The following is a 26,725-nucleotide window of genomic DNA, read 5'->3' on the forward strand; positions in this document are numbered from 1 at the left end:
ACGAGAGCCCGTGATGCCCCGACACGCCCTGACCCTGTGCGCCGCGCTGCTGTGCGGCTGCTCCCTGGTACCGGACTATCAGCGCCCCGCCGCCCCTGTGCCCGGCCAGTTCCCTCAAGGCCCGGCCTATCAGGGCGACGCGTTGGCCCGCCAGCCCGCCGAGGACTGGTGGCAGGTGTTCCAGGACCCGGTGCTGCGCCAACTGATCGACAGCGCGCTGGCCAACAACCGCGACCTGCGCGAGGCTGCGCTGAACGTCGAAGCCTACCGCGCCCAGTACCGCATCCAGCGCGCCGACTTGCTGCCGAAGGTGTCTGCCGACGCCACGGGCAAGCGCCAGTACCTGCCGCGGGGTGTGACCGGCACCGACCAGGGGATGATTACCTCGACCTATGCCGCAACCCTGGGCATCAGCGCCTACGAACTGGACCTGTTCGGCCGCCTGCGCAGCCTCAGTGACCAGGCGCTGCTGACTTACCTGGCCAGTGAACAAGCGCGGCGAAGCACACAGCTGAGCCTGGTGGCCAGCGTTGCCAGCGCCTACCTGACCTGGCGCGCCGATCAGGAGCTGCTGGTGTTGGCCAAGGACACCCTGGCCACCGACGAACGCAGCCTGCGCTTGACCAGTGCCCAGCGCCGCGCCGGCACGGTATCGGCGCTGGACCAGATCCAGTCACGCACCAGCGTCGACAGCACCCGTGCCACGGTGGCGCGCTACAAACGCCAGGTGGCCCAGGACCTCAATCAGTTGTCCTTGTTGGTGGGTACCGCCGTGGCGGGCGACCTGGCCGCCCTGCCCTTGGCCGACGAGCAGATCGCCGGGTTGCCGGCCGGGTTGCCTTCGGACCTGCTGCGCCGCCGCCCGGACATCGTCCAGGCGGAATATCAGCTGCGTGCGGCCAATGCCAATATCGGCGCGGCGCGGGCGGCGTTCTTCCCCAGTATCAGCCTCACCGCCAACGCCGGCAGCACCAGCCCGCAACTGAGCGGCCTGTTCGACGGCGGCAGCGGTACCTGGCTGTTTCAGCCACAGATCAGCCTGCCGATATTCACCGCTGGCAGCCTGCGCGCCAGCCTGGATTATGCAGCGTTACAGAAGGACATTCAGGTGGCGCAGTACGAGAAAGCCATCCAGAGCGCGTTCCAGGAGGTGGCCGATGGCCTGGCAGCGCGGGCGACCTATCAGCGACAGCTGCAGGCCCAGCACGATCTTGTGGCGTCGAACCAGCGGTATTACAACCTGGCCGAGCATCGTTACCGGATCGGCGTGGACAGCAGCCTGACCTTTCTCGATGCACAGCGCTCGCTGTTCACGGCGCAGCAGGGGTTGATCAGCGACCGCCTGGCGCAGCTGGTGGCGGAAGTGAACCTGTATGCGGCGCTGGGTGGGGGGTGGCAGGAGGCCGCAGAGCGGCCTCGGTAATGCTTACACCGCGCTCAGGTGCTCGTAGAGAATGGTTGCGCCGACCAGCATCAGCACGATGCCACCGACGATCTCGGCGCGCTTGCCCACCACCGAACCCAGCGCACGCCCGAGCATGGTACCAAGGGTCACCATGGTCATGGTCGCCAGGCCGATCGCCGCGGCCGCCACCCAGATGTTGACGTCGACGAAGGCCAGGCCGACGCCCACTGCCAGGGCATCGATACTGGTGGCAACCGCAGTCACCGCAAGGATCCAGAACGAGTGCTGGCTCTGTTTTTCCACTTCTTCGTCATCCGGCTTCAGGCCGGCATGCACCATGTGCGCGCCCAGCAGCAGCAACAGGGCAAAGGCGATCCAGTGGTCCCACTGTTCGACATACTGGCTGGCCGCCTGGCCAAGCAGCCAGCCGATGACCGGAGTGAGGGCCTCGATGACGCCGAAGATCAGGCCGGTGCGCAGGGCTTCGGCCAGGCGTGGCTTGTGCAGGCTGGAACCTTTGCCAATGGCGGCCGCGAAGGCGTCCGTAGACATGGCGAAGGCGAGAAAGGCGAGGGAAATGGCATTCAACGATCAGACTCCAGCCGGGCAACGAGTCAACGACAGACGACCTGCAGGCCCGGCTTGGCTGCAGGAAGGTCGTTGGTCTCGCCAATCCGGGTGGATGCGCTGGCCATGGCAGGTTGCCAAATATGTTGACCAGAGCGCCTTTGCAGTGTGCGAAGGCAGGCTACTCCCCAATGAGTGGCGCGATGATACCAGCGTAAAGAGAAAAAAGCGTGAAAATCCACTTGCAGTAGGTGAAATCAAAAAATGCCCTGATCAACGGGCCCCTCTCACCACATCCGAACCCAGCGCTGCAGGCAATGCAGGGCAACAACCGCTCAACGTATTGGCATGGAACAGTTTAATCGCACGCACATTGGAAGCAGATGATCAACTATCAAAAGTGCCAGTGGCGACCCACCTAAATTTCGCTATTGTTTCTTTTGGCCAAAATTATGCCAGGAGGAACAAACGATGAGCAACTATGCCCCCTACGGTTGGAGAACCGTGACTCAGCACTCCACCCTCGCATTCAATGGTGAACTATTCGATGACAGGCTCGGTGGGTATTCTCTCGGAAATGGCAGGCGCCTATATAATCCTCGACTGATGCGATTTTGCATCCCCGACAGCCTAAGTCCATTTCACATGGGCGGCATCAACAGCTACGCCTACTGCCAAGGAGACCCGATCAATTTCACTGATCCAAGTGGCCACGCCCCCTCAATTCCAACAACGCATTCAAATCGAAAAGTCCCATCACTCCTGCAGCAGACATCAGTAAAAGTATCGCTCAAGAAAATAAATAAATTATCGGAGCCTCTAAGAGGGAATGCCATTAAAGCCAGAAAGGAACAACACGAACTAATGACCGATGATTTGAAGCGAATCTTTAAGGGTGAGAAACCGCTTATGTACAGTTTAGCCCAACTCGAAACATATCGTGACTGGCCAGGCAGAGAGAGCATGACCAGGCATTCGGCATTTGACGCCTCCCTGCGCTTCACTAGTAACCACTTCGATGGAACAGTGATTAAAAGGGATCGAGACTTACTTATAAAAGCAGGGATCGAGAACGCCACAGAGGATCAAAAAAATCAAGCCATGCTAGCACTGCACAATATAAGAGAAAAAATACGCCCAAGTGACCCTGTAGCCTTACAGCTATTTTATGCAGGCGTTGTGCTCAAGTATCGTAAAAAAAAGCCATTCTTTAATGATAATCCGGACCTCAAAAATGAAGCAAAAAGGTATCTGCACCAAAAAGGTATAATGCCCCAAAAGTGATCGCCTGGCGAGTGCGTTAAAGTGCTGCCTGTATGGAACGATCAAAATTTTTGAATGAGCTCAATGACGCAATGAAACGTACCCGAACACGGTGAATCAACATCAACTGTTCATCCGATTTCAGATCTGGCATTGCGCGCAACCACTAGACTGATCTATTGGCTGTTCGATGCCATGAGCGCATTGGGCAAGTTGTGAAATCTGTATAGCTGGGGGGCTGCCACACGTGGAGGTGTGCGATGAGCCAGTTCAAGCGTCTGTTGGTCATGCTCGGCCCGCAAATGCGCCATACCCCGGCGCTGCAGCGCGCTGCGGCGCTGGCGGAGTCCAGTGGTGCCCTGCTGGATATCAATGTGTTCGTCGACGATGTCGACACCTTCGGCCTGATGAGCGATGGCCGCGAGCGTGAGCGGCTGCTCGGCGACAACCGCCAGTGGCTGGCCGACGAGGCCGAGCAACTGGGCAACGCCGGGCTCGATGTGTCCACCGAACTGCTACTGACCCGCGACCCTCTGGGCAGTGCGCTCGAACGTATCAAACGGCTGGGTTGCGACCTGCTGGTCAAGGACGTGCAGCACGAACCGGTACTCAAGCGCCTTCTGGTCACGCCGCTGGACTGGCAATTGCTCAAGGAAAGCCCGGTGGCCGTGCACCTGGTCAGCGACATTCGCCTACCGCTGCCCCGGCAGATTGCGGCGGCGGTCGACCTGAACTGCCACGGTGCGGGCGAACACCTGGACGACCAGGTGATTTACAGCGCCCATGCCCTGGCCCTGCAATGCAACGCCGAACTGCACTTGCTGCATGTGTGCGATGCGGCCAAGACCCATATCGCCGACTTCGGTGCCGGCACCGTAACCATGCCGGGGTTCGATGGCAGCGTGCGCACGGCGCAGCGGGCAGCGTTCAACCGGCTGGGTGACCATCACCAGATACCCCTGGAGCGGCGGCATTTTGTCGAAGGTGCGGCGATCCGGGCGATTGCCCAGTTCGTTAGCCACAGCCGGGTCGATCTGATCGTGATGGGCAGCCATCGGCATGATGCGATGCAGACATTCCTGGGCGGCACCACGGCCCATGTGCTGGAGCATCCGCTGTGCAACGTACTGGCGATCAGGGCTGCTCACTGATTAGCGCACTGCCTGAGCCGGCCTTTTCGCGGGCCTGCCTGCCCCCACAGGTATACCAGCAGCCCGAAGCCCGCCGGTGCCGGTGGGGGCGGGCTGGCGCGCGAAAAGGCCAGGCCTGCCAACCAAATGGTATCTGGTACACCAGTGCCACTTAAAATTAATGCATTTGATAATGATTCGTAGTATTTTCTCGGCGCTTCCCACACTCCCCTCCAGCGCCCTACTCCAGGATCGTACCGTCGATGCGTCGCACGTTCGTTTCGCTTTGTGTGCTTCAAGCTCTCTCCCCGCTGGCCTTTGCCGAGCCTGAGCCGCTCGGCGACGGCGCCCAGGTCGAACTCCAGGCCCTGAACATCACCAGCAGCGCCGACAGCGAGCGCGCCGATGGCCCGGTGGACGGCTACAAGGCCAGCCGCTCGGCCAGCGCCACACGCACCGACACGGCCCTGCACGAGACCCCGCAGTCGATCAGCGTGGTGCCCAAGGATGTGCTTGAAGACACCGGTGCCACTCGCCTGCAGGATGGCCTGGACTATGCCGGTGGCGTTGGCCGTGCCAACAACTTTGGTGGCCAGGGCCTGACCACCTTCACCGTGCGCGGCTTCACCACCGGCGAATTCTACCGCAACGGCTTCCCGATCAACCGTGGCTACCCCAACGCCCCCGACGCCAACACCGTCGAGCGCCTGGAAGTGATCCGCGGCCCGGCCACCAGCCTGTATGGCCGTGGCGACCCCGGCGGCACCTTCAATGTGGTCAGCAAGCAACCCCTGGCCGAGCCCAAGGTCACCCTGGGCAGCCAGTTCGATGACCAGGGCATGCACCGGGCAACCCTCGACGCCACCGGCCCGCTCAACGCCGACGGCTCGCTGGCCTATCGCCTGAATGTGCTGGGTGAAGGTGGCGACAGTTTCCGTGACGATGTCGAAAGCGAGCGCTACGACGTAGCGCCGGCGATCAGCTGGCAGGTCAACGATGCCACCAAGGTCACCTTCGAAGGCGACTTCATGCGCAACAACCACCCACTGGACCGCGGCCTGACCCGCCTGCCCGGCCAGCTCGGCAGCGCCTCGCGCGACACCAACATCTGGGAAAAAGGCAGCGACAACCTGCTGCACAACGACAACAACATGGCCCAGCTGCGCTTCGAGCACCTGCTCAACGACAACTGGACCTTGGGTGGCGGCATGCAATGGCTGGACGGCTCGCTCAAGGGCAACGCCGTGGAAGCCAACGGCCTGCAGCCTGACGGCCGCACGCTGGGGCGCAACTTCAACTACCGCAAGCTGGCGTGGACCGACCGCGATTACCAGCTCAACCTTACCGGGCACTTCGACACCGGCGGCTTCAGCCATACGCTGCTGACCGGCATCGAGTACGAAGATTACGACTACAGCTCGATCATCCAGCGTTCGGCTGCAGGGACCGGCGCCTATCCGATCGACATCTTCGACCCGGTGCTGGGCCAGACACGCCCTGCCCTGACCCGCACCACCACCCATGACAAGGAAAACCTCAAGACCTGGGCAGCGTTCATCCAGGATCAGGTGGCCCTGACCGAGCGCCTGAAAGCCCTTGCCGGTGTGCGCTTCGAGCGCTTCGAGCACGACTACGACAACAAGCTCAACAATGCCGGTGACTTCAACAAGGGCGAGAACGGCGTCACTCCACGCTTCGGCCTGATCTACGACCTGACCGATACCGTTGCCGTTTACGCCAACACCGCGCGCTCGTTCAAGCCCAACAGCGGCGCCAGCCTGCAAGGCACTGGCTTCGACCCGGAAAAAGGCACGTCATACGAGCTGGGCGTGAAGTGGGAGGCGCTGGACCGCCAGCTCAGCGTCGACGCCGCGATCTACCACATCGTCAAGGAAAACGTGCTGACCCGCGACCCGAACGACCCCAGCGGCACCTACAGTGTCGCTGCCGGCGAAGTGCGTAGCCGCGGCCTTGACATCAACGTCGCGGGCAACCTGACGCCGGAATGGCGGATGATCGGTGGCTATGCGTACGTCGACGCCGAGGTGACCAAGGACAACAGCATCCCCACCGGCACCCGCCTGGCGAACATCCCGCGCAACAGCTTCAGCCTGCTCAATACCTATGAGTTCCAGGACGGGCTGGCCAAGGGGCTGGGACTGGGGGTTGGCGTGAAATACGTGGACGACCGCGCCGGGCAGACGGCAGCGACGACCTACACCATGGAGCGCTATAGCGTGGTCGACCTGTTGAGCTTCTACAAGGTCAACGAGCATGTGCGCTTGAACCTGGATGTGAAGAACGTGTTCAACAAGGGGTATGACGAGGGGGCGTTCAACACCTACGTGTACCCTGGCGCGCCGCGCACGGTGCAGGCTGGGGTTTCCTACACCTTCTAGAAGGCTGGGGCCGCATTGCGGCCCCCGGCATCAGAACCCTTTGCTGTAGAACAGCGAGTAGGATTCGATACCGTCGTTCGGCTGCTTGATGCCAGCATTGGAATAGTGAATCGCACGGACACCCACTTTCTGCTCGCCCGGCAGCTTCAAGCCGAAGCCGATGCGGTCTTCGAAGTTGACCGACGAACCGAGGCGCTGATCGCCCACGTCGGTCTTGGAGAAGGCCGCCAGGCCAATACCGGCTTCGATGTAGGGGGTGTAGGTGAAACCACTGAACTCATAGGTGAACACCGGGCTGAACGACAGCGAGTGGGCGCCGCTGGCATCGCCACCTTCCCAGTAGGTGTAGGCTGCGTCCCAGTAGCCGGTTACATAACCGATGTCACTCTGCAGCCACTTATTGTCCCAGTCGAACGACATACCGAGACGGTAGGTCATATCGCCCTGGCTGGTGGCCCCCACGGCTCCTGACACCTGCGCGGCCTGGGCCAGGCTGGTGCCGGCGGCGGCCAATAGGGCGACAACCAGCGTGCTGGCAAGACGTTTTTTCATCAATGACTTCTCCTGATGGTCAACACGGGCAAGTCGTTGCCACTGGCAACGTTTGCTGACAAATGGGGGCTTGGGCCCCTCGATTTTTGCGGTGAGCGGTGCATCCAACCGGTCACACGGAGTAATACTTTTCTAATTATTGTCCAGATAATCAGAAAGTTGAAAGTGAATTGCCAGCATTGCCTGCATTTACCTACGCTTACGAACCACCTCAGTCGTATTCGGCCTCCTCATGTTCCCCCAGCAAGCGCCGTTGCCGTGGTGTCGCTTGCGCCAGCACCTGCGGGTTGAATTGCCAGCGCAGGTAGGGGGAAAACTTCTGCGCCACCATGCGCCGGCCGTAGTGCACCTGCAGCATGTCGCGCTCGCGCCCCTGGCTGCAGTTGGCGCCACCGCTGTGCCAGAGATCGCTGCGAAACAGCAGCGCGTCGCCCGCCTGGCACAGCACTGGCCGCGCTTCACGGCCCTGCCAATGGCACTCGCCTGGTTGCGGAGGGCGCGCAGCGCGGTGGCTACCAGGCACTACCCAGGTGGGACCGATGTCGACGTCGATATCGCTCAGGTACACCTGTGCAGTCAGAATTTGCATGGGCTGACAAAAATCGCCGCGTGTAACCAGCCATTCCGGCAACACCATGGGCAGATGATCCAGGTGCAGGCCCATGCCTGGGTAACCAGGGTGGCTGCGCCAGGCGGTCTGGCCAATCACGTGGCAGTCTGCGCCTAGCGCAGCTTCGGCGAGGTCGATCAACGGCGAAAGGTCGAGAAAGGGCAACCACAGTGGGTCGCGATTGAAGACGCACTTATAGTGTTCCAGCAGGCCTTGATAATCCCAGTGCAGTGGCTGCAGGTCGTCGATGGCGCCGCGCAGCAGCGCTACGCGCAAGCCATCGAGCACACCGCGCAACAGTAGGTAGCCTTGCTCCTGCAGCGTTTGCAGTTGTGGGTCGAGGCTCATGCCGACAGGCTCCTGCTCAGGCGGAGTGCAGCTGCACTCCGCCTGTTGTTACCGATCAGTGCCAGTTCAGGCTTGCAGTGGCAGGCGTCTTGCCATTCACCGTGACCATCTGCTGGACCGTAGTACCCTGCCGGTGGCCGACGACCTTGTACTGGCCCGGTGGCAGCTGGACATACACCAGCGGGCCGACATCCTGAAGGCTCAACACCGACTTGCCTTGTGCATTCTGGATATCGACTGCGGCACCGCTTTCGAACTGGCCGTGGGCTCCGGTCGACAGTTCGACGTGCAGGTCGTAACCCTTGGTGTGGCGCATGGCATTGGCCTCATCCTGCCCGATACCGCCTTCCAGGTAGCGCACGCCATTCTGCTCCTGCGGTTGCAGTTGCACAGCTTGCATGTCGATGGGGGCGTTGTGGTCGTCCACTTCGCCAGCGACGGCCAGGGTCCAGGGCAGCGCCAGTGTGATCAGCAACGTGGCGCCCAAAGCATAGTGATGGTTACGCATGGTCAGCTCCTCCTCAAGGAGATGGCTTACCTAATGTTTGACCCCAGCCAATGCCGTTGTTCACGCCGTTCGCCGCTCTTCGAGCAGTTTCACGAACATGCTCAGGCTGCGCGAAACCGTGCCGCGCCGCCACACCAGCCAGGTCTTGAGGTAACGGAACTGTTCCTGCATCGGCCAGGCGCAGACCGTGCTGCAGCCGGGCATGTTGTCGAGCATGCTGCGCGGCAGCATGGCCAGCCCGGCGCCAGCGCTGACACAGGCGAGCATGCCGTGGTACGACTCCATTTCGTGGATCTTGCCTGGCACCGCCTGGTCCTGGACGAACCAGTTCTCGAAGTGGTGGCGATACGAGCAGTTGGCACGGAAGGCGTAGATGCTCGCGCCGTTGACGTCCTGGGCACGGGTGACCGGGGCGTGGTTGAGCGGCGAGATGATCACCATCTCCTCCTCGAACACCGGCATGCCTTCAAGCGTGGGGTGCAACAGCGGGCCGTCAACGAAGGCCGCCACCAGGCGCCCCGACAGCACGCCTTCGAGCATGGTCCCGGAAGGCCCGGTGGACAGGTCGAGGTCGACTTTCGGGTAGCGCTGGTTGTAGGCGGCCAGCAGCGCCGGGATACGCACCGCCGCCGTACTTTCCAGCGAACCCAGGGCGAAGGTGCCCTGCGGGTCCTCGCCAGCCACGGTCAGCCGCGCCTCGTGCACCAGGTCGAGGATGCGCCGGGTGTATTCAAGGAAGTTCCAGCCGGCCGGCGACAGGCGCAGGCGGCTTTTTTCGCGGATGAACAGCTCGACGCCAAGGTCTTCCTCCAGCTGCTTGATGCGCGTGGTCAGGTTCGACGGCACCCGATGGATGTGCTGGGCGGCGGCGCTGATGCTGCCCTGCTCGGCCACGGCCTTGAAGATCTCCAGTTGCACCAGGTCCACAATCATTCTCCAAATGTGAATGTTTCGCTCATTATTATTCAGTTTTCATTAAAGCCATAGCCCCCTAGTCTGGCGTCACTGATTAACAACAAACGAGAGTGTCCAGCCATGAGTGCGATCAGCAGCGTGACCCACGCCATCTCCGTCGACCCCTTCAGCGGCGAGCAGATTGGCGCCTACCCCTTCGACACCGACGCCGCACTGGAAGCGGCGCTGCAACGTGCCAAGGCTGGCTACGGCCAGTGGCGCCAAGTGTCGCTGGGTCAGCGCAGCGAATACCTGCTCGCCTTGGCCAGCACCCTCGAAGCCAAGGCCGAAGCCTTCGCGCAGATGATCAGCCGCGAAATCGGCAAGCCGATCGCCCAGGCCCGTGGTGAAGTCGGCAAGTGCGTCGGCCTGTGCCGCTGGTATGCCGAGCACGGCCCGGCCATGCTGGCCGCAGAGCCAACCCAGGTCGAGAAAGCCCGCATCGAGTACCGCCCGCTGGGCCCGATCCTCGCCGTGATGCCATGGAACTTCCCGGTCTGGCAGGTGCTGCGTGGCGCGGTGCCGGCAATCCTGGCGGGCAACACCTATGTGCTCAAGCATGCGCCGAACGTGATGGGCAGCGCCTACTTGCTGGGTGAACTGTTCAAGGATGCCGGCCTGCCTGAAGGCGTGTTCGAGGTCCTGAACGTCACCCCGGACGGTGTTACCCGCGCCATCAATGACGTGCGCATCGCTGCCGTGACCCTGACCGGCAGCGTGCGCGCCGGCATGGCCATCGGCGCCCAGGCAGGTGCCGCGCTGAAGAAGTGCGTGCTGGAGCTGGGGGGTTCCGACCCGTTCATCGTGCTGGCCGATGCCGACCTGGATGCGGCTGTACAGGCCGCCGTCATTGGCCGCTACCAGAACACAGGCCAGGTCTGCGCCGCCGCCAAGCGCCTGATCATCGAAGAAGGCATTGTCGAGGCGTTCACCAGCAAGTTCGTCGAAGCCACGCGCAAGCTGAAGCTCGGCAACCCGCTGGAAGATGACACCTACATCGGCCCGATGGCCCGTTACGACCTGCGTGACGAACTGGATGGCCAGGTGCAGGCGACGCTGGCCGAAGGCGCCACCCTGCTGCTGGGCGGCAACAAGGTCGAAGGCGTGGGCAACTTCTACGCACCGACCGTGTTCGCCAACGTCACGCCGGACATGACAGCCTTCAAGCAGGAACTGTTCGGGCCGGTGGCGGCGATCATCACTGCCCGTGATGCCGAGCATGCGGTGGAGTTGGCCAACGACAGCGAGTTCGGCCTGGCCTCGACCATCTACACGGCCGACTATGCGCTGGCCGAGCGCATGACCGCAGCGCTGGATACCGGTGGCGTGTTCATCAACGGTTACTGCGCTTCGGACCCCCGCGTGGCGTTTGGTGGCGTGAAGAAGAGCGGCTTCGGGCGCGAGCTGTCGCACTTTGGTGTACGCGAGTTCACCAATGCCCAGACTGTCTGGCTGGACCGTAACTGATTTAAAAGCCTGGGGCCGCTGTGCGGCCCTTTCGCGACACAAGGCCGCTCCTACAGGATTACGCATTCCTCTGTAGGAGCGGCCTTGTGTCGCAAAAGGGCTGCACAGCAGCCCCAGGATCTCAATACCGGATCTGGTCCTTGACCCAATCCAGCATCCCCCCCGGCACGATCAGTTCATGCCGCGCCCGCGAACAGGCGGTATACAACCCCGCCAGCATCCGCGCCCGCTCGTTGCGGTTGCCTGCCGTAGACGGCGCCACCATCAGCTCCGGCGACACCATCACCCGGGCAAATTCCATGTTCTTCACATCTCGCACCCGCCCAAGGAACAGCTTCGGCGCCTTGTCCCAGCGGTAACGGCTCTTGGCCTTGGCAAAATGCTCAGGGGTATAGCCTTTGCGCAGCATGCCGGCCACGGCGACAAAGGCCTTGTCGTCGCCCTTGTCCTGCTCCAGTGCCTGCCAGCTGGGGTAGCGGAACAGCATCGGGTGGCGTGCCCGGGTACCGTAGCGGTACAGCTCGATGCAATCTTCGACGAACAGCTCGAAGTCCTTGCGCGCGCTTTGCAGCAGCACGAACGGCACCCCTTGATGGGTCAGGCGCTGGAACCAGCCGAACAGGCCCCACTCATCATCGACGATCAATGCGGTCGGCTGTTCGGGCACCGTCACGGTGTCGAAGAAGCTCACCCGCGTGTAATGCTCGGCACTGCCGCTGAAAGCTGCCTGGACAGCCGCCGGGTGCGCCTGGATCAACGGGTTCAGCACGCCGTCCATGGCCGGGCCGGCGCGCAAGGAATGGTCGATGTAGCGCTGGCGGATGAAATTGCCATGGTGAGGGCTGAGGCCGTTGAGGTTCTGCAGCTCGTCACCCAGGGCGATGACCGACTGCGGGCTACGGTCGAGTACCGCGAGCATCGGTGCCGACAACTCATGGGCTTCGTCGACGATGACGTGGCTGTAGCGGCTGTCGATCACTTCGGCGGTCAACGACAACAGCTTGACCCGGTGGTAATCACGCACCGGCAGCTGGATTTCGCGTGCCGAAGGGCGGATCAGTTCCTGCCAGTACAGGCGGGCCTTTTCCAGCAACACTTCCTGGTCCAGCGGCGTGGTCCCTGGCCCGGCCCAGGGCAAGTGATGCAACTGCAACTGGCTGTCACCGCTGCGGCAGAAGCTGCGCACGGCCTTGATGCACAGGGCCACCACATCGCGTGCGGCCAGCGGGCCGATGTCAGGGATATTCAGCCAGCGCACCACTTGCGCTTCCTGCGGGCGCCAGGACAGTTTGGTGCGGTACGGGTCGCGTAGCCTCCAGCCGTTGCTGGTGAGGTCGCGGTTGAGGAGCTCGTCGGCCAGTTGGCCGAAGGTCAGTGCCGTGTAGGCCTGGGCATCCTTCACCCGCGCCTGCAACGCCCGCAGCTGGCTTTCGGTGAGGGCCAGCAACAAGGTGCGCTGGGGGTCGAGCAGTCGCGCAAACTGGTGGATCAGGAACGTCTTGCCAGTACCGGCGAAACCCTGCACGGCAACCGATTCGTCCACGCCGCTAAGGAACTCGCGCAGCAGGCGGTTCTGTTGGTCACTCAGCATCAGGTCGCTGGCCAGCGAGGGCAGGTACACCGGGTGCAGCGGCGTGACACGCTGGCGGTAGGTGTCGGCGAACTGGAAATTCCACTGGCCTTCGGCGTCCTGGAACTCGTCGACCTGGTACTCGGTTTCAGCCGACACCAGGGCGACACCGTTCTCACCCAGCATGCCCAGGCCCATGGCGAATGCTTCGCGGTCGAAATGCTGCGCTACCTGCCCCTGGAAGCGGCCTGGGGCGGCGCCTTCGACGTCATTGGCGATGCGCACGATTTCGGCGAACCGGCGCTGCTGCGCATCCGCCGAGGCACTGGCCGGTTGCCGCGGCAGGTTCTGCACGAACAACACGGCGGCAGCCTCCAGCAGGCTGGCGGTCGGGAAGAAGTCGGTGGCGGTGGTCGCGCTGGCCAGGCGGTCGGCCTGGTCGCTGGGCAAAGGCAGGAAGAACATCGGGACCTCGGGTGGACACTGCCGGGCACGATAGCAATTTTCTAAGGGGAATGCTGGGTTGTCTGTGCCGGCCTCTTCGCGGGCACGCCCGCTCCCACAGGGATATCACAAGGCTTGAAGGCAGCGCAGTACCTGTGGGAGGGGTTTACCCGCGAAGAGGCCGGCACCCGGGCAAAACCCATCTCAGCGTCTGCTAAGCCTGAACGCCTCGCTAGCAAACTTCTTGAAAAACTACCGGTAAAGCCTTGAAAAACCGACAAATACTAAAACCACCAAGTAGTACCTGTGGGAGCGGGTTTACCCGCGAAGAGGCCGGCACAGACAACAAGGTCAGCTCCTGCGCCTTTTGAGTGTCTCGCTCGGAAATTCATTGAACAATTTCCGGTAACTCTCTGAAAACCTTCCCAAATGCCAGAACGACCAGCGCATGGCCACTTCGGCCACGGTCACTTCACCGCCACGTAACAGGTCCCGCCGCGCGCCGTTTAGCCGACGCAAGCGCAGCCAGTGCGCCGGCGGCATCCCGGTAAACGCCTTGAACGCTTGCTGCAGCTGGCGCAACGACACACCGGCCACCTCGGCCAACTCCACCAGATTGAGGGTTTCTTCCGGGCAATCTGCTGCCCATTCACTGACCCGTTGCATGATCGCCCGCTCCTCGCCACGCCGCCCAAGCGCCCCGCCTTGCAAACGCTGGCAGGCGTTGTCGAGGATGAACAGGCAGTCTTCGAGCAACTGCTCAGCCAGTGCCTGCCCTTGCAGTGGGCAATCAGCCTGGCCTAGGCGGGTCAAGGTGGCGCTAAGCCAACTGCCGAACAACGCATTCTGCCCGCTGCCCAACGGCACCATGAACAACCCTTCGAGCCGTTGCGGGTCCAGCCCGTGGCGGGCAAGAAACGCCTGGTCGAACACCACCGCCACCTCCTGGTAGTTCTCCGGCGTGATCCAGATATTGCGGCTCTGCTCGTTGAGCAGGTACAGGCTGTTTTCGCTCTGGTCGAAACAGAACGCCAACGAACCGCTCGGCGCACGGAAGAACTGCTCGACCCGAGTATTCAGGCGCTCCTCGTACACCTCCACGCCATCGAGGCCCAGGCAGCGCAACTGGCCGCTGAAATGCCCTGGCGACATTTGCCGGTATTGCTGCTGCCAACCGGGGGTGGCGCGCACCTGTTCGGTGACATCCGTGGTGTGGAAAGCCTGAACTTGCAAGGCATTGGGCGCTGTCACGCGTTGTCCTATTTGCACTCTTTTGGTGCATTCATGACTGAAGAAAGTGGATAGATGGCTTTGCGGGCCTGGCCCCAAGATAGTCTCCAGCGCGCCACCTGGGAAGTCACCGGCACCTGCCGCGCACACAAAAACCCAACCAAGAGGTCTGTATGAACGCCCCCTTCGATCAGCTGTCCACCTGGCTGAAAGAACACCGCATCACTGAAGTCGAATGCGTGATCAGCGACCTGACCGGCATCGCCCGCGGCAAGATCGCACCGACCGCCAAGTTCCTGCACGAACGCGGCATGCGCCTGCCCGAAAGCGTGCTGCTGCAGACCGTCACCGGCGATTATGTCGATGACGAGATCTACTACAGCCTGCTCGATGCGGCCGATATCGACATGGTCTGCCGCCCCGACCCGACAGCGGTTTACCAGATCCCGTGGGCCATCGAACCTACCGCCATCGTGATCCACGATACCTTCGACAAGCAGGGCAACCCGATCGAGCTGTCGCCCCGCAACGTGCTGAAGAAAGTGCTCAAGCTGTATGCCGACAAAGGCTGGCAGCCGATTGTCGCGCCGGAAATGGAGTTCTACCTGACCCAGCGCTGCGAAGACCCGGACCTGCCCCTGCAGGTGCCGCTGGGCCGCTCGGGCCGCGCCGAAAGCGGGCGTCAGTCGTTTTCGATCGACGCCGCCAACGAATTCGACCCGCTGTTCGAAGACGTCTACGACTGGTGTGAGCTGCAGGGCCTTGACCTGGACACGCTGATCCACGAAGACGGCCCGGCGCAGATGGAGATCAACTTCCGCCACGGCGACGCACTGGACTTGGCCGACCAGATCACCGTATTCAAGCGCACCATGCGTGAAGCCGCGCTCAAACATAACGTCACCGCCACCTTCATGGCCAAGCCGATCACCGACGAACCGGGCAGTGCCATGCACCTGCACCAGAGCGTGGTCGACATTGCCACCGGCAAGCCGGTGTTCGCCAATGACGATGGCAGCATGAGCGAACTGTTCCTGCACCACATCGGTGGCCTGCAGAAGTACATCCCCAAGCTGCTGCCGATGTTCGCGCCGAACGTCAACTCGTTCCGCCGCTTCCTGCCGGACACCTCGGCACCGGTCAACGTCGAGTGGGGCGAGGAAAACCGCACCGCCGGGCTGCGCGTTCCGACCTCCAGCCCCGATGCCATGCGCGTCGAAAACCGCCTGCCGGGTGCCGATGCCAACCCTTACCTGGCGATCGCCGCCAGCCTGCTGTGCGGTTACCTGGGCATGGTCGAGAGGATCGAGCCGAGCGCGCCAGTGCAGGGCCGTGCCTACGAGCGGCGCAACCTGCGCTTGCCGATCACCATCGAAGATGCGCTGCAGCACATGGAAGATTGCGAGACCGTGCAGCAGTACCTGGGCAAGCAGTTCGTCCAGGGCTACGTCGCGGTCAAGCGCGCCGAGCATGAAAACTTCAAGCGCGTCATCAGTTCCTGGGAGCGCGAGTTCCTGCTGCTGAGCGTGTAATGCCCCGGGGGCGCCAGGCGCCCCCCTTGCACCGAATTCAAAGAACAAGACCAACGAGGTGTCGACATGCGTCATCTGCAAGCCCTGATCCCCGCCACATTCGCCCTGCTGTTCGGCGCTGCCGCCCAGGCCACGCCCAGCGTCAGCGTCTACAACTGGACCGACTACATCGGTGACACGACCCTGGCCGACTTCCAGGCCAGCAGCGGGATCAAGGTCGTCTATGACGTGTTCGACTCCAACGAAACCCTGGAAGGCAAGCTGCTCGCCGGCCGCACCGGTTACGACGTGGTGGTGCCGTCCAACCACTTCCTGGCCCGCCAGGCCCAGGCCGGTGCATTCCTGCCACTGGACCGCAGCAAGCTGCCGAACTGGCAGCACCTGGACCCGAAGCTGCTCAAGCAGCTTGAGCAGAACGACCCAGGCAACCAGTACGCGGTGCCGTACCTGTGGGGCACCAACGGCATCGGCTACAACGTCGAAAAGGTCAAGGCCGCACTGGGCGTTGACCATATCGACTCCTGGGCGACCCTGTTCGAGCCGCAGAACCTGAAAAAGCTCAAGCAATGCGGTGTGGCCTTCATGGACTCGCCCGACGAGCTGTTCCCGGCGGTGCTCAACTACCTGGGCCTGGACCCGCGCAGCGAAAAGCCGGGCGACTATGCCAAGGCCGAAGCACGCCTGCTTGAGCTGCGCCCGTACATCACCTACTTCCACTCCTCCAAGTACGTATCGGACCTGGCCAACGGTGACATCTGCGTGGCCTTCGGCTACTCCGGCGACGTATTCCAGGCCGCCAACCGGGCGGTGGAAGCGAAGAACGGGGTCAAGATTGCCTACAGCATTCCCAAGGAAGGCAGCAACCTGTGGTTCGACCTGCTGGCGATCCCCAAGGACGCCAGCAACCCCGATCAGGCCCTGGCCTTCATCAACTACCTGCTCGACCCGAAGGTAATCGCCAAGGTCAGTGCCACGGTCGGCTACGCCAACGCCAACCCTGATGCCCAGGCCTACATGGACAAGTCGCTGGTCGACAACCCCGAGATCTACCCACCCCAGGCAGTACTGGACAAGCTTTACATCTCCAGCACCCCGAGCCCGAAGATCATGCGTGTCATGACCCGCTCCTGGAGCAAGATCAAGTCCAACCGCTGAACCGAGAACGTGCCATGCCTTTCGATACTCAACATACCGCATCGTACTACGCCGCCACGGCGCGTAACGCGGCGCCCTACCCCAGCCTCGACGGCGAACTGACGGCCGACGTTTGCGTGGTCGGTGGCGGCCTGACCGGGGTCAACACCGCACTGGAGCTGGCCGAACGCGGGCTCAGTGTGGTGCTGCTGGAAGGCCGGCGCATCGGCTGGGGCGCGAGCGGACGCAATGGCGGCCAACTGATTCGTGGCATCGGCCACGACGTCAGCGGCTTTGCCCGCTATGTCGGCCAGGACGGCGTGCAATACCTGAAGCAAGCGGGTATCGAGTCGGTGGCCCTGGTGGCTCGCCGTATCGAACAGTATGCGATTGCCTGTGACCTGCGCTGGGGCTTCTGCGAGCTGGCCAATACCTCGGCGCAGTTCGATGCCTTCAAGGATGAACAGGACGAGCTGGCCAGCTTGGGCTACCGCCACGACACCCGCCTGGTCGGCCCCGAGGGCATGCACGAGATCGTCGCCAGCGACCAGTACGCCGGCGGCCTGGTGGACATGGGCTCGGGCCATCTGCACCCGCTCGATCTGGTCCAAGGCGAGGCGCGCGTGGCCCATGGCCTGGGCGTGCGCATCTTCGAGCAGAGCCCGGTGCTGCGCATCGAACATGGCCCCACAGTGACCGTGCATACGGCACGGGGCAAGGTGCGGGCGCAAAGCCTGGTGCTGGGCTGCAATGCTCACCTCGATGAGCTGGAGCCACGCCTGAGCGGTAAAGTGCTGCCCGCCGGCAGCTATGTGGTGGCAACCGAGCCGCTGCCGGAAGCACTGGCCAGCCAGCTGATCCCGCAGAACATGGCCATGTGCGACCAGAAAGTCGGCCTGGACTACTACCGCCTCACAGCCGACCGCCGTCTGCTGTTTGGCGGCGCCTGCCACTACTCCGGGCGCGACCCCAAGGACATCGCTGCCTACATGCGGCCGAAGGTGCTCAAGGTGTTCCCGCAACTGGCCGATGTGCGCATCGACTATCAGTGGGGCGGCATGATCGGCATCACCGCCAACCGCTTCCCGCAAGTGGGGCGGCTCAGCCAACACCCTAACGTGTTCTACGCCCAAGGCTATTCCGGGCATGGCCTCAATGTGACGCACTGGACGGCGAAGTTGCTGGCCGAAGGCATCGCACAGGGGCAAAGCCACGGGCTGGATGTGTTCAGCGCGGTACCTCATCTGACGTTCCCGGGCGGCAAGGCATTGCGCTCACCGCTGCTGGCGTTGGGGATGCTGTGGTACCGGTTGCGGGAGGCGCTGGGATAGCAAGGCGTAAGCCGTGAAAGCTGTGCCGCGTATAAGATCGAGCGCCCCCCGCGCGGCGCATCGCGGATAAATCCGCTCCCACATCTGTTTCGGACCAATCCATTCTGTGAGGTCACCGCTGCCCGCCTCATTGGTACGGCTCTAGGGCAACCATGGCGCAACAGGTTCGGTACGTTGCAACAGATGTAGGAGCGGATTTATCCGCGATGCGCCGCGCGGGCGGCGCGCGATGTCACAGGCGCGCACTCGCTAAAGACATGCATTCAAGCTAATAAACTTTTTAGCTTTATTTCATAAGGCATTGTTTTTTCCTATTTTTAAAAACCTAGAATCAACATTAATAACGCAATGAATCGCGCCCCTTCACTAAAGGCCTTGATACGCTGCACGCCTCGCGTGAGGCTCGAGAGGAAGCTGGATCAGACAGCTCTTCCTGAGACCACTGGCCTTCTGCCAAGCACCTGCTAGCGTTGTTCTGGCCGCCCCATCATGGATGCATGATCATCATGAAATCATTGCCTCGCGTTACCCTGCTGTGCGCCGCTTTGCTCGCTGTCGCTGCCTGCTCCAGCAACCGCGTGGATCCAAAGGACTATTCCGGCTTCCTCAAGGACTACAGTCGTCTGCAGGAAGCGAAAAGCCCATCTGGCGCACCCGTGATGCGCTGGATTGACCCCAAGGTAAACATCAATCAGTACACGCAGGTCTTCATCGAGCCCAGCCAGTTCTACCCCAAGCCGCAAGCGACAGCGGTCATTTCCCAGCAGACGCTGGCTGAAATCACCCGCTACTTCAACGATGCCTTGCGCCGTGAGCTGGGCAGCGTGCTGACGCTGGCCAAGGCGCCCGGCCCGGGCACCATCGTGGTACGCCCTGCGATTACCGCGGTATCCACCAGCAATGAAGGCCTCAAGCCTTACGAATTCATCCCGATCGCACTGGTTTCGGCGGGTGTCAACACGGCCATGGGTGGCCGCGACCAGCAGGTAGATGTTGGTGTCGAAGCGGCCTTTCTCGATGGCGGCAACCAGAAGGTGCTGGCCCAGGTGGTGCGCAAGGGCACAGGCAAAGAGCTGGAAAACGACACGACCAAGCTGACCCTCAACGATGTCAAGCCCGTGCTCGACGGCTGGGCCAAGGACATGCGCGCCAGCTTCATTACCCTCAAGAACAAGAGCAAGTAAGCGAAAGCCGCTCCGCTCGTCGGAGATCATGTAAAAACGCCATCACTGCCTGGCAGCCCTGCTTTACTCAAGCGGGCTGCCAGGCAGGCGGCACCGCAGACCAGGGACTGGTTGCACAAGCAGGCTGACAACAGCCGCTCGCTCCGGGCAAGCATCAGCGCCGCCCGGCTCCCTCTTCTCCCCGCCTTTTCCGCCCGCCTTCGCAGTCGTGTATCGGTTTTTCATTCATCGAATGCAATGGAGGCAATCATGTCTGATTCACTGCTCGCACCTTCGGTAGGCCTGTTTCCGGTGTCCTACCAGATAGGCAACAACGCCGCTGGCGCTGCGCGCCTGCAACTGGACCTGCTGGTTCACACCCCGGACCGCAGCGTCAATGGCACGGCCCAGATTACCCAGGCCATCAACCCACCGCTGGACCTGCACCTGGATGTCTGGGGCAGCTACACCTACCTCACCGTCCAGCCGCCGAGCGACGCCAGGATCCTGATCACTGCCCAGGGCAATCAGGGTGGGCCGCACGCCAACTCGCCCGTGCACTTCAAGTTCAGGGCGCTGCTCGATCCGACCTGGCAGCGCGGTGTGGCTGACTACGAGTACTTCAATGGCCAGCGCTGGGTGAGCGTGGATAACGCCCCGGTCACGCTGGAAGGCCAGCGCATCCAGCAGCTGGCCAATGTCGACCTGCACAGCGAACTGCACAACGCCACCCTGGAGGCGGCCATTGCCAACGGTGATGTCGCGCAGCTCAAGCAGCTGGCCACCGGCGGCCTCGACCAGGCCATTGCTGCGACCAAGTCCCCGGCCACCAAGGCCGCCAAGAAAGCCTGAGCTGGCAAGGAGATACACCATGGCAATCGGACTGTTCCATGTGCGCCTGAACGTCAGCAACGGCTTGCTCGGCGCACCAACCCTGACCCTCGACCTGCTGGTCAACACTGTGACCAAGAAGGTCTCCGGCAAGGCCCGCGCCAGCCAGGCCACGTACCCGCAGCAACCCTTCCAGGCCAACGTGTGGGGTGACTACAGCGAGCTGCAGTTCGCGCCGGCCGGCGCGCCCTCGATCGTCCTCAGCCTGGATGGCAGCCCCAGCGGCCCGCTCAGCCAGATCGCGCAGACCTTCCACCTGCACGGCCTGCTGGAAGCCGACTGGAGCAACGGCTCGGCCAGCTACCGTTACTTCAGTAACGGCCACTGGCTCGATCAGCATGGCCGAGTGCGCAAGGCGCCGGATGTGACCCACCAGGGCCGTCCGCAATTGGCGCAGCGGTTGAAGGCGGCCATCAACCAGCTGGAAAGCGTGTAACCCGCAACCAAGGTTCGCCGGCAAGCCAACTTGCCGGCGATACCACCATCAACACTCGACGAATGCCACCGCCAGGCCGCCGCGCGATGTCTCTTTATAGTTGGCATGCATATCGGCACCGGTGTCGCGCATGGTGCGGATCACCCGGTCGAGCGAGATGAAATGCTCACCGTCACCCCGCAGGGCCATCTGCACGGCATTGATCGCCTTCACTGCGGCAATCGCATTGCGCTCGATGCACGGCACCTGGACCAGCCCACCGACCGGGTCGCAGGTCAGCCCGAGGTTATGCTCCAGGGCAATCTCGGCGGCGTTTTCCAGTTGCGCTGGCGTGGCGCCCAGCACTTCGGCCAGGCCCGCGGCGGCCATCGAGCAGGCCGAGCCGACCTCCCCCTGGCAGCCGACTTCGGCACCTGAGATCGACGCATTCTTCTTGCACAGGATGCCGACTGCGGCAGCGGCCAGCAGAAACGCCACCACATCGTCGTCGCAGGCGCTCGGGTTGAACTTCATGTAGTAGTGCAACACCGCCGGGATGATGCCGGCAGCACCGTTGGTGGGCGCGGTGACCATGCGCCCGCCGGCGGCATTTTCCTCGTTGACCGCCAGGGCAAACAGGTTGACCCACTCCATGGCGCTCAAGGTCGAACCAATCACGTTGGGCTGCCCGGCCTCCTGCAAGGCGCGGTGCAGCCGTGCGGCGCGCCGCTTGACGTTGAGGCCACCGGGCAGGATGCCTTCGTTGCGCAGGCCGTTGTCGACGCAATCACGCATCGCTGCCCAGATCTTCAGCAGGCCTTCGCGCACCTGCGCTTCCGGGCGCCAGGCGCATTCGTTGGCCAGCATCAGTTGGCCGACGCTCAGGTTATTGGCCTTGCACAAGGCCAGCAATTCGGCGCCGCTGGAAAACTCGTACGGCAGGTTGACGGCATTCGCCTGAGCCTGCGGTGCATCGATCTCGCCCTGCTCGACAATGAAGCCGCCACCGATGGAATAGTAGGTCTGCTGCAACAGGCTGCCCTGCCCACCCACTGCCTCCAGGGTCATGGCGTTGGGGTGATAAGGCAGGCTTTCGTCCAGCAGCAGCATGTCGCGGTCGTACTGGAACGGCAGTGGATGGCTGCCATCAAGCATCAGGCACTGCTCCTGCAGCAACTGATGGATGCGCGGCTCGATGGTGGCCGGGTCGATACGATCTGGCCACTGCCCCATCAGGCCGAGCAGGCAGGCGCGATCAGTGGCATGACCTACCCCGGTGGCAGAAAGCGAGCCATACAGGCGCACTTCAACACGCTGCACCTGTGCCAGCAGGCCTTGCTCACGCAACGCCTGGGCAAAGCTCGCCGCCGCCCGCATCGGGCCTACGGTATGGGAACTGGACGGGCCGATGCCAATCTTGAAAAGGTCGAAAACACTGATAGCCATACTAATGCCTGACCGTACCGGCGCTGAACGCTGCCGCACGGCTGTTTGAGAAAATTGAACGCTATTACCAATTTGCGCGATACTGCCGCGCTCACCGGTAGATGACCAACGAAACTTCCTAAGCAAGGCTTTAGTGGTACTAAACGATGCGACGGCAACTCAATGGCCAGATGTTCGTCTGGCTGCATGTCTTTTCCTGTGCGGCGCGGCACCTGTCGTTCACCCGCTGCGCCGAAGAACTGCACATTACCCCGGGCGCGGTCAGCCAGCAGATGCGTCAGCTCGAAGAACGCCTGGGCTACAAACTGTTCCTGCGTCGGGCGCGGGGGGTCGAACTGAGCGCCGAGGGCCAGCGCCTGGCACAGGCCGTGACCGAGGCCTATGGCAGCATCGAGGCCGAACTGCTGCGCCTGGATGCCGGGGAAATTCGCGGCACCTTGCGTTTGCGTTCAATTCCTTCGTTCCTGGCCAAGTGGCTCACTCCGCGGCTGCCGCGCTTCCAGCAGCGCTACCCGGACATCGCGCTGCGCCTGGTCGCCGAAGACAGCGCCCAGGCCTTGCACCCTGGCGACTTCGACCTGGCCATCGACCTCAACGACGGCAGTTACCCCGGCATGCTGTCGACCCCGTTGCTGGACGAACAGATCTTCCCGGTCTGTTCACCCGCGCTGCTGCGGGGCCGCCCGCCGCTGCATGGTCCGGCCGACCTGGCTCACTACCCGCTGCTGCATGACATCACCGCCTGGCGCGGCAGTTCGGAATACGCGGAGTGGGAGTTCTACCTGGAGGGTATCGGCGCCACCGGGCTGGATGTGCGCCGAGGGCATACCTTCAACCGTAACCACCTGACCATCGAAGCGGCGATCGCGGGCATCGGCGTGGCCATTGCGCGGCGCACACTGCTCAATGACGAGCTTGAACGCGGCGCCTTGATCGTGCCCTTCGGCCACCCCATCGCCAATCACAAACGTTACATGGTGCATTACCCGCCAGGCGGCCTGAATCAGCCCGGCGCCCGTGCGGTGCATGACTGGTTGGTAGAAGAAGCACAAAGCTTTCGCACCTTGCACCCACTGGCGCTACCGGCCTGATCATTCGGCGGCAATGTGCTTGATGTCGAAGTTGAACGACGGCACATAGCTAGTACCGAGCAGGTGCGGGCATTGCGAGGGCTTGTAGTCATCGCTGAGCAAGTCCTGCGTGCTGTCATAGCCCGGCATCGAAATCCCGGTCATGTTCAGCACCGTATGCGGCAGCGAGGCGATGCTGACCTGCTGGTCCTCCCTGGCCTTCAACTTCTGCAATTTGCCCGATTGCTCAGCTGACAGGTTGCCGCTTGACCAGATAAACGCCGAGGTCGACAGGTCATATTCATTGCCCATGCCATGGCCCAGCAGTTGCCGGCTGTCATCCAGCAGGTTCTCGCCATGGTCCGATGAGTAGACCAGCAGCGCTTTCTTCTGGCTGGCCGTCAGTTGCTGCATGATCGTGGACAGCAGCCAGTCGGTATACAAAACCGAATTGTCATAATCGGCCGTGATCCGGTCTTTCTGGCTGCTGCTGGCAGGCTTGAACTGGGCAAAGTCACTGGGGTAACGCCGCGCGTATTGGAAGTGGCTGCCCTTGATATGAATGAATATTGCCTGCCGGCGCCCATTGGCCTTGCCCAGAACGCTCTGCAAGGCCGGCATCAGCGCACCGTCATAGCTGCGCTCCAGATACTGGCGGTATTGCGCTTCTGCGGCGATCTGCGGAATGATGCCGCCAAAGCTGTCTACCTCCTGTGAAGACAGCCAGTAAGTGTCGTATCCAGCCGCGCGCAGTATCCCTACCAGCGATTTGTTCGAGGCGATCAAGTCCCAGTCACGGATGGGTTCCAGGCTGAGCAGCGAAGGCACGGCAACCGATGTATAGGGCGCGGTGGTGCACATGCGGTTGAACTTGAACAGCCCCGGCTGCTGGTCGAGATGGGGCGTGGTTCGGTTGTGGTAACCGTACAGCGACCAGTTGTGCGGGCGCGAAGATTCGCCGATGACGAACACCAGTGTCTGGATGTCGGCCTGGTCGGAGATGCTGGTGATCTTCACCTCCGATTCCAGGCGCTGCTTGATGTATCCCTTGGACTCAACATACAAGGTGGCCGTCAGGCCGATCTGCGACAGGTAACCAACCGGCGTGCTCTGGTCTTTCGCCACCAGATCGAGCACGGCACCTTTACTCAACGAATTGACCTTCACGGTCTTGTAGAAGTACGCCCCATAACCCAGCAGCAAGCCGCTGAGCGCCAGCGCAAAAATGGCCTTGTTGCGGTACAGGCGACGCCCGTGCAACCCGGCCAACCCCACCCCATAGCACACTGCGAAAACGGCCAGGATGCCAGCGATCGAGCGCCAGTAGGTGGCGAGAAAGTCGGTCGCTTCCTTGTAGTTGGTCAAGGCGATGAACAGGTAGGCCGCCGTCAGGCGCGAACCAAAGTTCAGCACCAGGAACAGGTCGATGCTCGCCAGCAGATAGAAGGGCAACAGCAGCAGATGCACCTTGAACTGATTGGCGGATGCGAAACGGATTGCCAGCAGCCACAAAAACGAAATGGCAAAGGTGTATAAAACCAGCAAGTCGATCTTCGCGCATTGGCAGTCCGCCAACAGCCTGGCGAACAGCGGCGAAAACAGAAACGCCCACAGCACCAGCGAGAGCCACTCGGCTTTCAACAGTCTGGCGGCACCTGCCCCTCCCGTTGACACGATGCTCATGCCCCCTCCCTCTGTACACCACGCTGGTTTCCGGCGTCAGTAAGCCTGCTTGCCGGTGAAGGCATTGATCGTGCGCACCAGGATCACGAAGTCGAGCCACAATGACCAGTTGTTGATGTACTCGATGTCCGAATTGACCCGCTGGATCATCTGCTCGATGTCCTTGGTTTCACCCCGGTACCCGCGCACTTGCGCCAGGCCCGTCATGCCGGGCTTGATGTTGTGGCGGGCGAAGTAGTCGACGATGTCCTGTGAATACAGCGTGTCATGCTGCAGGGCATGGGGGCGAGGGCCGACCAGCGACATGTCGCCGGTCAGTACGTTGAACAGTTGCGGCAATTCATCGAGGCTGGTGCGCCGAATGAATGCCCCGACACGGGTCAGCCTCGGGTCATTGCGCTGCGCCTGCGCGACCACGCCGTTTTCCGGCTGATGCACATGCATGCTGCGGAATTTCCAGATACGGAACGACTCCCCGGTCCAGCCTGTGCGGTCCTGGCGGAAGAACACCGGCCCCGGGCTGTCGAGCTTGATGATCAGCGCGACCGTCAGCAACACCGGCGATGCGCACAGCAGGATGAGCGCGGCCAGTACGCGGTCCTCAAGGTTTTTCAGGAACAGGCTGGTGCCGGTCAGTGGCGTTTCCGACAAGGTCAGCACCGGAATCCCGGCAATCTCACGCACGCTATGGTTGATCAGGCGCAGCGAGAAGATGTCCGGCACCCAGTTGACCGCGATGCACTTGTCGAGCAGCTTGAGGTAGACATCCTGGATGACTGCCGACCCCCCAAGAGGGGTTACCAGGTACACCGTGCGAATACCATGTTGGGCAATGATATCGTCCAGGTCGGCAATGCTGCCCAACACTGGCAGGCGCTGCTTGTTATCTAGCGCCTCGCGCCCCTGGTCCTCTTCCTGATCGACCCAGATGCAGCCCATCACCCGCTCGCCGAACCACGGGTTGTTGCTGATCTTCTGGTACAGGAAGTTGGCCAGGTCGCCATTGCCGATGATCAAGGCATTATCCAGCCGCGCATGGGCCGTGAAGCGCTTCTGCAACTCGCGCATGGCCACGTGCAGGAACAACTGGACGAAATAGCCAATGACAAACAGTTGAACGACCAACAGCCGTGAGTACGTTTCGCTCTGCTTGGTCAGGAAGGCGATGACCACCAGGAAACAGAATGTTGCCGACCAGGCCTTGAACAGCCTGAAGGCCTTTACCGAAAGCCCTACGTTGCTGCGGTAGATGGCGTAGTGGTCATAAATGACCGCCAGTGCGCCGATCAGCAGCAGGAGCATGATCACGTAGTCCGAAGTGATGTAACCAAACTGGTCGTAGATCAGGTACCACGCCACACTGGTGACGGCAATCCCATCAAGGCCTGCTTGAACGGCGTTACTGACGCTGCTTCTTCGCTGGAGCAACGACCGACTGCTGCGGGGTTCGAACACCATCGTAAGGCCTCACTGATCTGTGTGTATGGCACATGCCTGACCATCACAACGAAGCGATGGAAACTCACCTCAGGTACCTGAAAAACCTTTAAATTTTGCTGCCGGGCGCGCGGCTATAGACTGATATCACTGTAGCAGTACCCGGGGGGTTGCTG

The 26,725-nt window shown here is 62.0% G+C and carries 22 protein-coding genes and 1 riboswitch; of the genes, 12 read left to right on the forward strand and 10 right to left on the reverse strand.

What is annotated here, in order from left to right:
* Window positions 1-13: 13 nt before the first annotated feature.
* Window positions 14-1,423 carry an efflux transporter outer membrane subunit gene (locus H040_RS22385; protein WP_027916628.1) on the forward strand — a complete coding sequence of 470 codons (1,410 nt, stop codon included), beginning with the start codon at window positions 14-16 and terminating at the stop codon, window positions 1,421-1,423.
* Window positions 1,424-1,426: 3 nt separating this feature from the next.
* Here H040_RS22385 and mntP read toward each other — a convergent pair whose 3' ends face one another.
* Window positions 1,427-1,993: a manganese efflux pump MntP gene (mntP, locus tag H040_RS22390; protein ID WP_027916629.1), complete on the reverse strand. Its 567-nt coding sequence runs from the start codon at window positions 1,991-1,993 to the stop codon at window positions 1,427-1,429.
* Window positions 1,994-1,999: 6 nt separating this feature from the next.
* Window positions 2,000-2,174: riboswitch (yybP-ykoY riboswitch) on the reverse strand.
* Between the two features lie 269 nt (window positions 2,175-2,443).
* Here mntP and H040_RS22395 point away from each other — a divergent pair.
* The 3 genes from H040_RS22395 to H040_RS22405 all read left to right on the forward strand — a co-directional run bounded on the left by H040_RS22395 (window position 2,444) and on the right by H040_RS22405 (window position 6,764).
* The gene (locus H040_RS22395) at window positions 2,444-3,256 is read left to right on the forward strand and encodes an RHS repeat-associated core domain-containing protein (RefSeq protein WP_081784218.1); all 813 of its coding nucleotides are present in this window, start codon (window positions 2,444-2,446) and stop codon (window positions 3,254-3,256) included.
* Window positions 3,257-3,495: 239 nt separating this feature from the next.
* A complete protein-coding gene (locus tag H040_RS22400) occupies window positions 3,496-4,386 on the forward strand; it encodes a universal stress protein (RefSeq protein ID WP_027916631.1) in 891 nt (296 codons plus the stop codon).
* Window positions 4,387-4,628: 242 nt separating this feature from the next.
* Window positions 4,629-6,764 (forward strand): TonB-dependent siderophore receptor, encoded by a 2,136-nt coding sequence (locus H040_RS22405; protein ID WP_027916632.1) that lies wholly within the window; start codon window positions 4,629-4,631, stop codon window positions 6,762-6,764.
* A gap of 30 nt (window positions 6,765-6,794) precedes the next feature.
* Here the strand turns inward: H040_RS22405 and H040_RS22410 are convergent, their stop codons facing one another.
* The 4 genes from H040_RS22410 to ptrR all read right to left on the reverse strand — a co-directional run bounded on the left by H040_RS22410 (window position 6,795) and on the right by ptrR (window position 9,709).
* The gene (locus H040_RS22410) at window positions 6,795-7,316 is read right to left on the reverse strand and encodes an acyloxyacyl hydrolase (RefSeq protein WP_027916633.1); all 522 of its coding nucleotides are present in this window, start codon (window positions 7,314-7,316) and stop codon (window positions 6,795-6,797) included.
* 211 nt (window positions 7,317-7,527) lie between these two features.
* Window positions 7,528-8,274, reverse strand: coding sequence for a phytanoyl-CoA dioxygenase family protein (locus tag H040_RS22415; RefSeq protein ID WP_027916634.1), 747 nt, complete (start codon window positions 8,272-8,274; stop codon window positions 7,528-7,530).
* Window positions 8,275-8,329: 55 nt separating this feature from the next.
* Entirely contained in the window at window positions 8,330-8,782 is a 453-nt protein-coding gene (locus tag H040_RS22420; RefSeq protein WP_027916635.1) for a hypothetical protein, read from the reverse strand.
* 60 nt (window positions 8,783-8,842) lie between these two features.
* Window positions 8,843-9,709 carry a putrescine utilization regulator PtrR gene (gene ptrR, locus H040_RS22425; protein WP_027916636.1) on the reverse strand — a complete coding sequence of 289 codons (867 nt, stop codon included), beginning with the start codon at window positions 9,707-9,709 and terminating at the stop codon, window positions 8,843-8,845.
* Between the two features lie 108 nt (window positions 9,710-9,817).
* On the opposite strand from ptrR, the gene H040_RS22430 reads away from it, so the two are divergent.
* A complete protein-coding gene (locus tag H040_RS22430) occupies window positions 9,818-11,203 on the forward strand; it encodes an aldehyde dehydrogenase family protein (RefSeq protein WP_027916637.1) in 1,386 nt (461 codons plus the stop codon).
* Between the two features lie 121 nt (window positions 11,204-11,324).
* Here the strand turns inward: H040_RS22430 and H040_RS22435 are convergent, their stop codons facing one another.
* Both H040_RS22435 and H040_RS22440 read right to left on the reverse strand, forming a co-directional pair.
* Complete coding sequence (locus H040_RS22435; protein WP_027916638.1) at window positions 11,325-13,238, reverse strand: AAA family ATPase; 1,914 nt, start codon at window positions 13,236-13,238, stop codon at window positions 11,325-11,327.
* 330 nt (window positions 13,239-13,568) lie between these two features.
* The gene (locus tag H040_RS22440; protein ID WP_027916639.1) at window positions 13,569-14,468 is read right to left on the reverse strand and encodes a helix-turn-helix domain-containing protein; all 900 of its coding nucleotides are present in this window, start codon (window positions 14,466-14,468) and stop codon (window positions 13,569-13,571) included.
* 152 nt (window positions 14,469-14,620) lie between these two features.
* Here H040_RS22440 and H040_RS22445 point away from each other — a divergent pair, with 152 nt between their 5' ends.
* From H040_RS22445 to H040_RS22470, 6 genes are all read left to right on the forward strand, one after another.
* Window positions 14,621-15,979 carry a glutamine synthetase family protein gene (locus H040_RS22445; RefSeq protein ID WP_027916640.1) on the forward strand — a complete coding sequence of 453 codons (1,359 nt, stop codon included), beginning with the start codon at window positions 14,621-14,623 and terminating at the stop codon, window positions 15,977-15,979.
* 66 nt (window positions 15,980-16,045) lie between these two features.
* The gene (locus H040_RS22450; RefSeq protein WP_027916641.1) at window positions 16,046-17,134 is read left to right on the forward strand and encodes a polyamine ABC transporter substrate-binding protein; all 1,089 of its coding nucleotides are present in this window, start codon (window positions 16,046-16,048) and stop codon (window positions 17,132-17,134) included.
* 14 nt (window positions 17,135-17,148) lie between these two features.
* Window positions 17,149-18,444, forward strand: a complete 1,296-nt coding sequence (locus tag H040_RS22455; protein ID WP_027916642.1) for an NAD(P)/FAD-dependent oxidoreductase — start codon at window positions 17,149-17,151, stop codon at window positions 18,442-18,444.
* A 506-nt stretch (window positions 18,445-18,950) separates the two neighbouring features.
* Entirely contained in the window at window positions 18,951-19,628 is a 678-nt protein-coding gene (locus H040_RS22460; RefSeq protein ID WP_027916643.1) for a DUF3313 domain-containing protein, read from the forward strand.
* 249 nt (window positions 19,629-19,877) lie between these two features.
* Complete coding sequence (locus H040_RS22465; RefSeq protein ID WP_027916644.1) at window positions 19,878-20,459, forward strand: DUF1842 domain-containing protein; 582 nt, start codon at window positions 19,878-19,880, stop codon at window positions 20,457-20,459.
* A gap of 19 nt (window positions 20,460-20,478) precedes the next feature.
* Complete coding sequence (locus H040_RS22470) at window positions 20,479-20,934, forward strand: DUF1842 domain-containing protein (protein WP_027916645.1); 456 nt, start codon at window positions 20,479-20,481, stop codon at window positions 20,932-20,934.
* Between the two features lie 48 nt (window positions 20,935-20,982).
* Here H040_RS22470 and H040_RS22475 read toward each other — a convergent pair whose 3' ends face one another.
* A complete protein-coding gene (locus H040_RS22475) occupies window positions 20,983-22,359 on the reverse strand; it encodes an L-serine ammonia-lyase (protein WP_027916646.1) in 1,377 nt (458 codons plus the stop codon).
* 146 nt (window positions 22,360-22,505) lie between these two features.
* On the opposite strand from H040_RS22475, the gene H040_RS22480 reads away from it, so the two are divergent.
* Window positions 22,506-23,450, forward strand: coding sequence for a LysR substrate-binding domain-containing protein (locus tag H040_RS22480; protein ID WP_027916647.1), 945 nt, complete (start codon window positions 22,506-22,508; stop codon window positions 23,448-23,450).
* Here H040_RS22480 and H040_RS22485 read toward each other — a convergent pair whose 3' ends face one another.
* A complete protein-coding gene (locus tag H040_RS22485) occupies window positions 23,451-25,112 on the reverse strand; it encodes a phosphoethanolamine transferase (RefSeq protein ID WP_027916648.1) in 1,662 nt (553 codons plus the stop codon).
* A 36-nt stretch (window positions 25,113-25,148) separates the two neighbouring features.
* On the reverse strand, window positions 25,149-26,570 hold the full coding sequence (locus H040_RS22490) for an undecaprenyl-phosphate glucose phosphotransferase (protein WP_027916649.1): 1,422 nt from the start codon (window positions 26,568-26,570) through the stop codon (window positions 25,149-25,151).
* Window positions 26,571-26,725: the final 155 nt, after the last annotated feature.

Origin of the sequence: Pseudomonas sp. URMO17WK12:I7, assembly GCF_003269045.1 — a bacterium.
GTDB lineage: Bacteria > Pseudomonadota > Gammaproteobacteria > Pseudomonadales > Pseudomonadaceae > Aquipseudomonas > Aquipseudomonas putida_J.

Coding starts and splice junctions, on each gene's coding strand:
- H040_RS22465 (WP_027916644.1), top strand. CDS start 19,878: ATGTCTGATTCACTGCTCGCACCTTCGGTAGGCCTGTTTCCGGTGTCC.
- H040_RS22470 (WP_027916645.1), top strand. CDS start 20,479: ATGGCAATCGGACTGTTCCATGTGCGCCTGAACGTCAGCAACGGCTTG.
- H040_RS22475 (WP_027916646.1), bottom strand. CDS start 22,359: ATGGCTATCAGTGTTTTCGACCTTTTCAAGATTGGCATCGGCCCGTCC.
- H040_RS22455 (WP_027916642.1), top strand. CDS start 17,149: ATGCCTTTCGATACTCAACATACCGCATCGTACTACGCCGCCACGGCG.
- H040_RS22445 (WP_027916640.1), top strand. CDS start 14,621: ATGAACGCCCCCTTCGATCAGCTGTCCACCTGGCTGAAAGAACACCGC.
- H040_RS22400 (WP_027916631.1), top strand. CDS start 3,496: ATGAGCCAGTTCAAGCGTCTGTTGGTCATGCTCGGCCCGCAAATGCGC.
- H040_RS22385 (WP_027916628.1), top strand. CDS start 14: ATGCCCCGACACGCCCTGACCCTGTGCGCCGCGCTGCTGTGCGGCTGC.
- H040_RS22450 (WP_027916641.1), top strand. CDS start 16,046: ATGCGTCATCTGCAAGCCCTGATCCCCGCCACATTCGCCCTGCTGTTC.
- H040_RS22435 (WP_027916638.1), bottom strand. CDS start 13,238: ATGTTCTTCCTGCCTTTGCCCAGCGACCAGGCCGACCGCCTGGCCAGC.
- H040_RS22395 (WP_081784218.1), top strand. CDS start 2,444: ATGAGCAACTATGCCCCCTACGGTTGGAGAACCGTGACTCAGCACTCC.
- H040_RS22430 (WP_027916637.1), top strand. CDS start 9,818: ATGAGTGCGATCAGCAGCGTGACCCACGCCATCTCCGTCGACCCCTTC.
- H040_RS22420 (WP_027916635.1), bottom strand. CDS start 8,782: ATGCGTAACCATCACTATGCTTTGGGCGCCACGTTGCTGATCACACTG.
- H040_RS22405 (WP_027916632.1), top strand. CDS start 4,629: ATGCGTCGCACGTTCGTTTCGCTTTGTGTGCTTCAAGCTCTCTCCCCG.
- H040_RS22410 (WP_027916633.1), bottom strand. CDS start 7,316: ATGAAAAAACGTCTTGCCAGCACGCTGGTTGTCGCCCTATTGGCCGCC.
- H040_RS22415 (WP_027916634.1), bottom strand. CDS start 8,274: ATGAGCCTCGACCCACAACTGCAAACGCTGCAGGAGCAAGGCTACCTA.
- H040_RS22460 (WP_027916643.1), top strand. CDS start 18,951: ATGAAATCATTGCCTCGCGTTACCCTGCTGTGCGCCGCTTTGCTCGCT.
- H040_RS22480 (WP_027916647.1), top strand. CDS start 22,506: ATGCGACGGCAACTCAATGGCCAGATGTTCGTCTGGCTGCATGTCTTT.
- H040_RS22485 (WP_027916648.1), bottom strand. CDS start 25,112: ATGAGCATCGTGTCAACGGGAGGGGCAGGTGCCGCCAGACTGTTGAAA.
- H040_RS22490 (WP_027916649.1), bottom strand. CDS start 26,570: ATGGTGTTCGAACCCCGCAGCAGTCGGTCGTTGCTCCAGCGAAGAAGC.